This window comes from Psychrobacter sp. FME13 (assembly GCF_014861395.1).
In the GTDB taxonomy this organism is placed as follows: Bacteria; Pseudomonadota; Gammaproteobacteria; order Pseudomonadales; family Moraxellaceae; genus Psychrobacter.
On record NZ_RRYV01000138.1, the window covers coordinates 1 to 8,433 of the forward strand.

Sequence of the window (8,433 nt, forward strand, 5' to 3'; positions counted from 1 at the left end):
GCTGTATCTAGCTTGTACTATGATTCATTGCAAACTGAATTAGGGACACGCCCTAATAATCGTTAGGGTCTTCGTTGACGTCTGCTAGCATTATCTCTAACTCACGGGAGTTTTGTTCATCACTCGCCAATGCTGTCTCTGATAAATCATCAGTGTCAGATAATAACGCTGAACCTACCGTATTTGAGCTTGTATTATCTACTAGGTATAGGTCACCTTTTTGTCCGCAGCCTGATATTCCTACTATGGCAGTAGCAATAATGAGTGCAGAAAGTGCACGGCGACTGGTATTGACAGATAAACGATAGGTGTGCTTGACATTTAAAACACGGTGTATAGTAAGCATAAAACAGATAACCTTACAGCAGGGTGAATATAAGTAAATTATTCAAAATATTATAATTTATTGAAAACATTTTTAGGGTCTTTTGGACACCAAACAGTGCTTCAGCATAGCATTGTACCAGTAAAGAAGCATGCCTTTTAAGTGTGCTCGATCACTAATTTTTCGGTATTTATTATCTATAAATATTACTGATAACGATGGTTTTTTGAGCCTGTTTTTTTAACGTAGGCTCAGAAAACTACCAAACGAAGACTAGAAAAGTTACATGGCATTTGCTGTAAATTTAGAGCCGTTTCATAGCGAAAAACACGGGCAAAAACAATCTTGAAAAACTTTCTTACAATTTTTATTGTGGACAATCCTGCCTTTATAGCAATTGTCATTTTATAACGATATCCGGTGTACAGATGTAACAGTACTTGACGAAGTTCAATCTTAAACCTTATAGTTACTGTGGTATAAGATTTTAATTATGTTACATTATACTGCGAAATTATTTGCTTTGTTTGATGAATTGCTAGAAGCAACCAAGTAAAGTGACCAGTAAGTATCTATTGGCAAACCTGTAAGCGAATTATCGCTTAGTTCATTTTTATGACAGGTTTGCTGATTTTTGTTTGTTTAGCGGAAGTTAATCCGCTATGATTTACCACTTATCAAAAAACATAATCTAAGGATAGAGCATGAGCGATAGCACCCCCATCTTTAATGACCGCAATACCGGCAGATCAAAACTAATCAACCCTACCTTGGTTCTGAACTGCGGTTCATCTTCAATCAAATACGCACTCATCAGCGAAGACGAATCCACCCGTATTACAGGACTTGCCGAAAACTTGGGGCTCGATACCGCTCGCATCAAGCATACTACATTAAACGGTGAAAAACTTGAAATCACAATCCCTGGTGGACGTCATGAGCTAGCTCTACAAAAAATTCTAGCACTACTTGAGCAATATCATTTTATTGCTGTTGGTCATCGCGTGGTCCATGGTGGTCGTGAATACTCAAAAGCAGTTCGTGTTGACCAACACGTACTTGATGAAGTAAAACGCCTAAAAATCTTAGCGCCATTGCACAACCCAGCAAACGCCTTAGGTATTGAAGCGGTTGAAGCCATTTATCCTGATATTCCACAAGTAGTCGTGTTTGATACTGCCTTTCACCAAACAATGCCACCTGTTGCCTACCGCTATCCGATTCCAAAAGCATTATACGAAGAAGAAAAAATCCGTCGTTACGGCTTCCATGGTACTTCGCATGCCTACGTATCAGAGCGTGCTAGCACCCTCACAGATACCAAAGGTCCACATGGTTGGTTAACCGCCCACTTAGGTAACGGTTGCTCAGCGTCTGCTGTCTATAATGGTGAAAGCTTAGATACTAGCATGGGTCTGACGCCACTTGAAGGTCTGATGATGGGCACACGTAGTGGTGACGTCGATCCTAGCCTACATATTCATCTCAAGCGTAAGTTGGGTATGAGCTTAGAAGAAGTAGATACCATGCTCAACAGCGAAAGTGGCTTATTGGGTATCTCAGGTCTATCTAATGACTTGCGTACTATCGAACAAGCGGCAAACGAGGGACATAAAGATGCTCAGCTCGCCATCGAGATGTTCTGTTATCGTGTCGGTAAATATCTAGCCAGCCTCAGCTGTGCGCTGCCTGACTTTACTGGTATTGTCTTTACTGGTGGTATTGGTGAAAACTCATCAACCACACGTGCGCGTATCTTAGATGTCATGCGTCATTTCGGCATCAATTTTGATGCTGACAAAAACGATGAGCTGGTCGGTGGTGCTGAAGGAAACTTCCAAGAGCAAGATAGCAGCATTGAGCTGTGGGTTGTTCCAACTGATGAAGAATGTCAGATTGCTAAAGAAACCCGTCAGGCATTAGGTCTGAAATAAAAATAGCTTGGCTATCTAACGATACCTACTTAATGGCTTATGTTATATAAAAATTATTTATATAACGTAGGCCTTTGAGTAGCTGCTCGATTCTCAGTCAATACTACAAATGAACGATGCAGCAAGCATCATCGTTGTAGCCAATCAGCAATACCCCCTTCATAGATATAACAAAACAAATAGTAGGATATACTATGCAAACCATTTTACTTGTTCCCATTAGTCGCGGTATCGGCGTGACATCAGCAGCACTAGGTCTTATTCGTGCATTTGATTATAACGGTGTTAAAGCCGGTTTTATGAAACCATTTCTGCAAGATGATACGCTCGACAAGCAGAATAGTCTGGACAGCTCAAGCGCACTAACCATGCACGCATTTGGTCTAACACCGCCCAAATCTATCAACCGTCAGCGCGTCGAGCGTATGATCGGTGATGACAATCTAGATGACTTGATGGAAGAAGTCGTTGAAAACTATCACTCCATCGAAGGTGATTATGGTGTCGTCATCTGTGAAGGCTTGGTATCAACCACAGAAGCCTCTTATGCCGCACAAATCAACCGTGCCATTGCCCATGCTTTAGATGCCAAAATCATCTTTGTGAGTACGGTCGATACCAAAAACCCAGCCTATTTAGCCGATAAGCTGGATGTGCATGCGCGTGAGTTTGGTGGTATGGCCTCTGATCGCACGTTAGGCTGCATTCTGATGCGAGTGCATGACTTACCAAACACTTTTGAGAATCAACCAGTCGCGCCAGGTGAGGCGGTTGTGAGTTTAGATGAAAATTTCGTTCAAGAAGTACAGCGCTTATCTCCTTCTTTTGATACCGAACAGTTTCGCCTAATTGGTGTGGTGCCATTTAGCGACTCATTATCTGTACCTCGTACTTGGGATATCGCCACCGAACTTGATGCCACTTGGATCAATGTTGGTGAAGCCAAAACACGTCGTATCAACAAGATTAGCCTAACTGCACGCTCAGTGACACGGGTAGACGAAGTGTTCAAACGTGGCACACTCATCGTCGTACCTGGTGACCGTGATGACTTGTTACTCGCTGCGGCTTTGGCTTGTATCAATGGTGTGCCATTAGCAGGCTTGGTACTGACTGGTGGCGTGTCACCAAATGCGACCGTGGCTGAGCTATGGCAATCAGCTCTTAAGACAGGTATTCCTGTCATGAGTGTCGAAGCAGATAGCTTTGAGACCGTACAGAGCTTATTACACATGAGTGCTGAGATTCCAAGTGATGATACTGAACGCGCCCTAGAAGTAACACGTTATGTGGCTGCACACTTAGATTTAGGTTGGATCAAAGAGCAGTTCAGCGGTGAGTATAAGCCACGTTTATCACCAGCTGCCTTCCGTCATCAGGTCGTCAAAAAAGCACAAAATGCCAAAAAACGTGTGGTACTGCCTGAAGGGTCTGAACCACGTACAGTAGAAGCTGCCTGTATCTGTCAAAGCCGTGGTATCGCTGACTGTGTACTACTTGCAAAACGCGAAGATGTAGAGCAAGTTGCTAAGAACCGCGATCTTGTCTTGCCAGAAGGTTTAGAGATTCTCGATCCTGCCAGCCTTGATATGAGCAAGTATATTGATGCAGTGGTTGCTCGCCGTAACGGAAAAACTTCTCCAGAAGTCGCCGCTGAACAGCTCGAAGATACGGTATTCTTAGGCACTATCATGCTACAAATGGATGAGGTTGACGGTCTAGTCTCTGGTGCTATCCACACCACTGCCAACACTGTGCGTCCAGCTTTTCAATTGATTAAGACTGCACCACAATACTCATTGGTATCATCAATCTTCTTTATGCTGCTACCAGAGCAGGTCGTGGTGTATGGTGACTGTGCGATTAACCCAGACCCTAATGCAGAAGAGTTGGCAGAGATTGCTATCCAGTCTGCTCAGTCTGCCGCCGCCTTTGGTATCGAACCAAAAGTTGCGATGATTAGCTACTCAACTGGCTCATCAGGTACAGGCGCAGATGTCGAAAAAGTCATCAAAGCCACACAAATAGTCCGTGAGCGCGCGCCTCACCTAGCAGTTGATGGCCCGCTACAGTACGATGCCGCATCGGTCATGAGTGTCGGTAAACAAAAAGCCCCTGACTCGCCTGTCGCTGGTCAAGCAAACGTGTTTATCTTCCCAGATCTCAATACAGGTAATACCACTTATAAAGCGGTACAGCGTAGTGCCAACGTTGTGAGTGTTGGACCGATGCTCCAAGGTCTAAATAAACCAGTAAACGATTTGTCACGTGGTGCGTTGGTTGATGACATCATTTACACCGTTGCGCTTACTGCAATTCAGGCATATAGTGACGCCATTTAATCACTCAATCAGATCGTAAAAAATCCTGTGATTAAGCCGACTACCTCATTGATAGTCGGCTTTTTCTTAGGCATTTTTTATTTAATACTGTTTATGGGTTTTGAGCGCTACTAGGGTGTGTCCTCATTTTAAAAATGGTGATAAAAATGAGATAAATTGTCGTCAAACAAGGAAAACAGCGCAGATAATATCGAGATATTAGTCAGCTATTTGACGCCGTTTGGCAAGATTTAGCCATTTTTAACCTATTTAGATGGCTATCGATTGAATTGAGGACACGCCCTAGTGACATATACCTGCTTGCCCACTACAATAGCGCTACCCTCTCTTTTAAACCTGCGGTAAGATTTTCTTGCCAACCATTTGCTCCCTTTATTTATGTCTAATATCACCAACCATAAACAGACTCAATATCCTGCGCCTGCCATTCGTGCGTATCTTGGTGGCTCATTTGATCCTGTGCATAAAGGTCATGTGCAAATAGCGATGTACGTTTATCAGCATTTATTGCCACTAGCCAAGCAGCTAAATCGTGAGCTGCATGTGTCACTGTTACCTAATGCTCGCTCACCTTTTAAACAACAAAGCACCGATCCTAATCATCGCTTAGCCATGTTAAAGCTCGCAACACTAAATACTCCCATACGGATAGACGAGCTTGAGCTTTGGCAAACACCACCTGTCTATACCATCGATAGCGTACGGGCGTTACGGCAGCGCTATCCGAATGACAGTTTGATATTTATCATTGGTATGGACAGCGCGCTAAGTTTGACTAAATGGAAACAAGGGCTTGAGCTGACTGATTATGTCAATCTGTGGGTTTTTAATCGTGATAGCTTATCTGAGACTTATGACAACGATAGCGGCTCTTCTCAAACCAATGAAAAGCTCATGAACAAAAACACCATGAACCAAGACGTTTCTGTGTCTGAGCTGCAAGCGCAATTACCCAATCAACTACAGCCTCTCATTATTAGTTCGCCCAATGAACTCATAACAGCTAACTCTCATATAGCCGCAAATAGCAGTCGCTTACAAAATAATAAACACCAAGGCAGTATTTACGTAGACGCGCGCCCTGTGACCGCCGTATCTAGCACGCAAGTACGTCAGCAACTTCACAATCCCCCTCACGCATTAAATATAAAGCACACTGCCGAAACGCAAATCGCATCTTTGCAACCAATAAATGATATCATGGACAATACTGAACCCAATCCATTAGCTAAATGGCTAAATCCTGCTGTTTATCAATATATTATCACCCATCAGCTATATTCTGCTGCTCAATTCCGTTAAAATCGCCTTATCTTTGTCATTTTGCCTACCCTGTCTCTATACGTGACGGGCGACATCTAGCTCATTCGACAATGCCAACGCATGCAAATTGACGATTTACCTTTTTTATTTTTAATATTTACGATTCAAGAGATCAAAATTTATGACCAATACCATGACTGAAGAACGTTTAAAAAAATGCTTAGCCGTTGTTGAAAATGCTCTAGACGATATGAAAGCAAAGAACATCACTGTAATGAATGTAGAAGCATTAACTGACGTAACAGAACGCATCGTCATCGCTAACGGTACCTCTAAGCGCCATGTACGCGCAATGGCTGACAGTGTCGGCGCAGAGGCGAAGCAAGCGGGCTTTATGCCACTTGGCCGTGAAGGCGGTATCGACTCTGACTGGACATTGATTGATTTGGGCGCTGTTGTCGTCCACATTATGACGCCTCAAGCACGTGAGTTCTATGACCTAGAAGGTCTGTGGTCATCACCTGACCAATTGGCTGAGCTAGTTGCGACCCCGCGTGAAAAGAAAACGGCAGGCCGTCGTAACAAAGTCAAATAAGATTGTTGATTACGATATCCGTCCAACATTAAAACATGCACTACCAAAAAGACCAGAATCACTATTCTGGTCTTTTTTATGCAAAAAACACTGTCTCTATCCCTAATAAATATTCTGAAAATGGTTCACAATTACGCTATAGTCGATACTAGGGTCTGTTGATCAGACCTTAAATAAATCAGAATCGCTTATGAGTACAGAATCGATGATACCGACGTTACCAACGACAGAAGACCCCAAATCAGACTTTAATGATACCCTACCCTTACATATCGCCACCCTAACCTGTGTCCGCGCTGGTAAGGCCATGCCATTCGCGCGCGAAGAAATGAGCGCCATTGATAAAGCGCCAGTTAAAGCACCTGTTGCGGTCAACTTCATGGGGTTAACGACGGATGAGCAAGCCGATCGCAAACATCATGGTGGCCCACTAAAAGCGGTGCATCAACTGGCACCTGCGACTTATGACAAAATCAATGCTGAGTTTGACCTAAACGTGCGTGTCGGTACATTGGGTGAAAACCTCACGACCGAAGCCGTTAATGGTCTACCAGAAATGACTGAGTCTACGGTTTGCATTGGTGACGTTTTTCAATATGGTGGACATTTTGAGAACGGTCAAGACAATAGTAATGATGATAGTGTCCAGCTACGCATCGTTCAACCGCGCCGCCCCTGCTACAAGATTAACGACCAAATCGGACAGTTTACCAAAGTGCCGAATATCGCGGCATGGGTCAGTAAACAAGGTATCTCTGGCTGGTACTTCCAAGTCGTGCGTGATGGTCTAATTAATGCAGATTTGCCAGTTTACTTGATAGAACGCCCCTATCCGTTTGCGACACTTGAAAAGTTATGGCAACTGTCTAATTCTAAAGAGAAATACGACGCTGAAGTAGTTGAACCGTGGCTCGCGATTGAGTGTTTGGAAGATAGTTGGAAAAAGGTGTTGGCTAAGAAGGTTCGGAAGAGTTTAGTATAAAAATTAAATAATACCGTACTATCACATTATTTTTATAAAAATAATCTAGCATTTTACGTTTTTATTTTATAGACTATTGTATGCAAACAACATGTAGTAGTTATTTTATTAAAATGCACTATATATTGTATATAAAAAATTCACCATAACAATGTAACTAAAAAGTAGTTGCAAATATCATGTGCATTTGGGTACTATATGTCTAAGTCAGAAAAACTTATAAAACGCTTTAAAACTGTTCCAGTAGATTTCACATGGGATGAGTTTGTCAAATTACTATCACTACACGACTATCAATTAGCAAAAGGTAGCGGCTCCAGAAGAAAATTCATTAATAAAAACACTGGCTTGTCTATGAGTTTTCACGAACCTCATCCACAATCGATCATGAAAAAATGTTACATCCGTCAAGTTATTCAAAATTTTGATGATAATAAGGTTTGGTTAGACAATGACTAATAAACAGCACTTCTCGTACAAAAATTATACTGGCTCGATAGAGTACAGTACTGAGGATATGTGTCTTTTTGGCAAGGTTCAAATGATTCAAGATCTTGTTATGTACGATGGTGAAACACTACCTGAATTACAGATGGCATTCGAAGCAGCAGTTGATGAATACTTAGAAATGTGTGTAGAAGAAAATAAATGCCCCAATAGACCTTGCAGTGGCTCTTTTAATATTAGAATGCCTGAAGAATTGCACCGTCAATGTATCAATGAGGCAAACATTTTAGGTCTTAATTTAAATAAGTTTATTAATCAATGTATTGATTTTTACTTTTATAATAAAGAATTAAAAATAGGTGGTGTATCAAAAAGTATGCTGGAGTAATAAAAGAAGGGTGACAGCCGAAGCAAGATGATATATTTGAGGTTATGAAGACACAAATACAGATCAATTGCCCCGACTGTCACAGTCCCAGTTTAAAGAAAAACGGCAAAAAAAGCTATGGCAAGCAGAACTACCAGTGCAAGGACTGCAAACGTCA

9 protein-coding genes are annotated in these 8,433 nt (G+C 42.2%); 8 read left to right on the forward strand and 1 reads right to left on the reverse strand.

Going from position 1 to position 8,433, the window contains the following annotated elements; genetic code table 11:
* Positions 1 to 52: 52 nt before the first annotated feature.
* Positions 53 to 346, reverse strand: coding sequence for an LPS translocon maturation chaperone LptM (gene lptM, locus EI164_RS12830; RefSeq protein WP_192520342.1), 294 nt, complete (start codon positions 344 to 346; stop codon positions 53 to 55).
* Between the two features lie 683 nt (positions 347 to 1,029).
* Between lptM and EI164_RS12835 the strand changes: the two genes are divergently transcribed.
* From EI164_RS12835 to EI164_RS12870, 8 genes are all read left to right on the forward strand, one after another.
* Complete coding sequence (locus tag EI164_RS12835) at positions 1,030 to 2,259, forward strand: acetate/propionate family kinase (RefSeq protein WP_192520343.1); 1,230 nt, start codon at positions 1,030 to 1,032, stop codon at positions 2,257 to 2,259.
* Positions 2,260 to 2,453: 194 nt separating this feature from the next.
* The gene (gene pta, locus EI164_RS12840; protein ID WP_192520344.1) at positions 2,454 to 4,601 is read left to right on the forward strand and encodes a phosphate acetyltransferase; all 2,148 of its coding nucleotides are present in this window, start codon (positions 2,454 to 2,456) and stop codon (positions 4,599 to 4,601) included.
* Positions 4,602 to 4,979: 378 nt separating this feature from the next.
* Positions 4,980 to 5,903: a nicotinate-nicotinamide nucleotide adenylyltransferase gene (locus EI164_RS12845; protein WP_192520345.1), complete on the forward strand. Its 924-nt coding sequence runs from the start codon at positions 4,980 to 4,982 to the stop codon at positions 5,901 to 5,903.
* Between the two features lie 142 nt (positions 5,904 to 6,045).
* The gene (gene rsfS, locus EI164_RS12850) at positions 6,046 to 6,459 is read left to right on the forward strand and encodes a ribosome silencing factor (protein WP_192520346.1); all 414 of its coding nucleotides are present in this window, start codon (positions 6,046 to 6,048) and stop codon (positions 6,457 to 6,459) included.
* Positions 6,460 to 6,664: 205 nt separating this feature from the next.
* Entirely contained in the window at positions 6,665 to 7,441 is a 777-nt protein-coding gene (locus tag EI164_RS12855; protein ID WP_192520349.1) for an MOSC domain-containing protein, read from the forward strand.
* A 198-nt stretch (positions 7,442 to 7,639) separates the two neighbouring features.
* A complete protein-coding gene (locus tag EI164_RS12860; protein WP_192520347.1) occupies positions 7,640 to 7,900 on the forward strand; it encodes a type II toxin-antitoxin system HicA family toxin in 261 nt (86 codons plus the stop codon).
* Positions 7,893 to 8,276 (forward strand): type II toxin-antitoxin system HicB family antitoxin, encoded by a 384-nt coding sequence (locus tag EI164_RS12865; RefSeq protein ID WP_192520348.1) that lies wholly within the window; start codon positions 7,893 to 7,895, stop codon positions 8,274 to 8,276. Before EI164_RS12860 ends, EI164_RS12865 begins: the two co-directional genes overlap by 8 nt.
* A gap of 44 nt (positions 8,277 to 8,320) precedes the next feature.
* The coding region (locus EI164_RS12870) for an IS1 family transposase (RefSeq protein WP_192519804.1) at positions 8,321 to 8,433 on the forward strand (113 nt) is incomplete at its 3' end.

Excerpts from the sequence above, each read along its gene's own strand:
- EI164_RS12855 (WP_192520349.1), top strand. The coding sequence starts at position 6,665 with ATGATACCGACGTTACCAACGACAGAAGACCCCAAATCAGACTTTAAT.
- EI164_RS12835 (WP_192520343.1), top strand. The coding sequence starts at position 1,030 with ATGAGCGATAGCACCCCCATCTTTAATGACCGCAATACCGGCAGATCA.
- rsfS (WP_192520346.1), top strand. The coding sequence starts at position 6,046 with ATGACCAATACCATGACTGAAGAACGTTTAAAAAAATGCTTAGCCGTT.
- lptM (WP_192520342.1), bottom strand. The coding sequence starts at position 346 with ATGCTTACTATACACCGTGTTTTAAATGTCAAGCACACCTATCGTTTA.
- EI164_RS12845 (WP_192520345.1), top strand. The coding sequence starts at position 4,980 with ATGTCTAATATCACCAACCATAAACAGACTCAATATCCTGCGCCTGCC.
- pta (WP_192520344.1), top strand. The coding sequence starts at position 2,454 with ATGCAAACCATTTTACTTGTTCCCATTAGTCGCGGTATCGGCGTGACA.
- EI164_RS12860 (WP_192520347.1), top strand. The coding sequence starts at position 7,640 with ATGTCTAAGTCAGAAAAACTTATAAAACGCTTTAAAACTGTTCCAGTA.
- EI164_RS12865 (WP_192520348.1), top strand. The coding sequence starts at position 7,893 with ATGACTAATAAACAGCACTTCTCGTACAAAAATTATACTGGCTCGATA.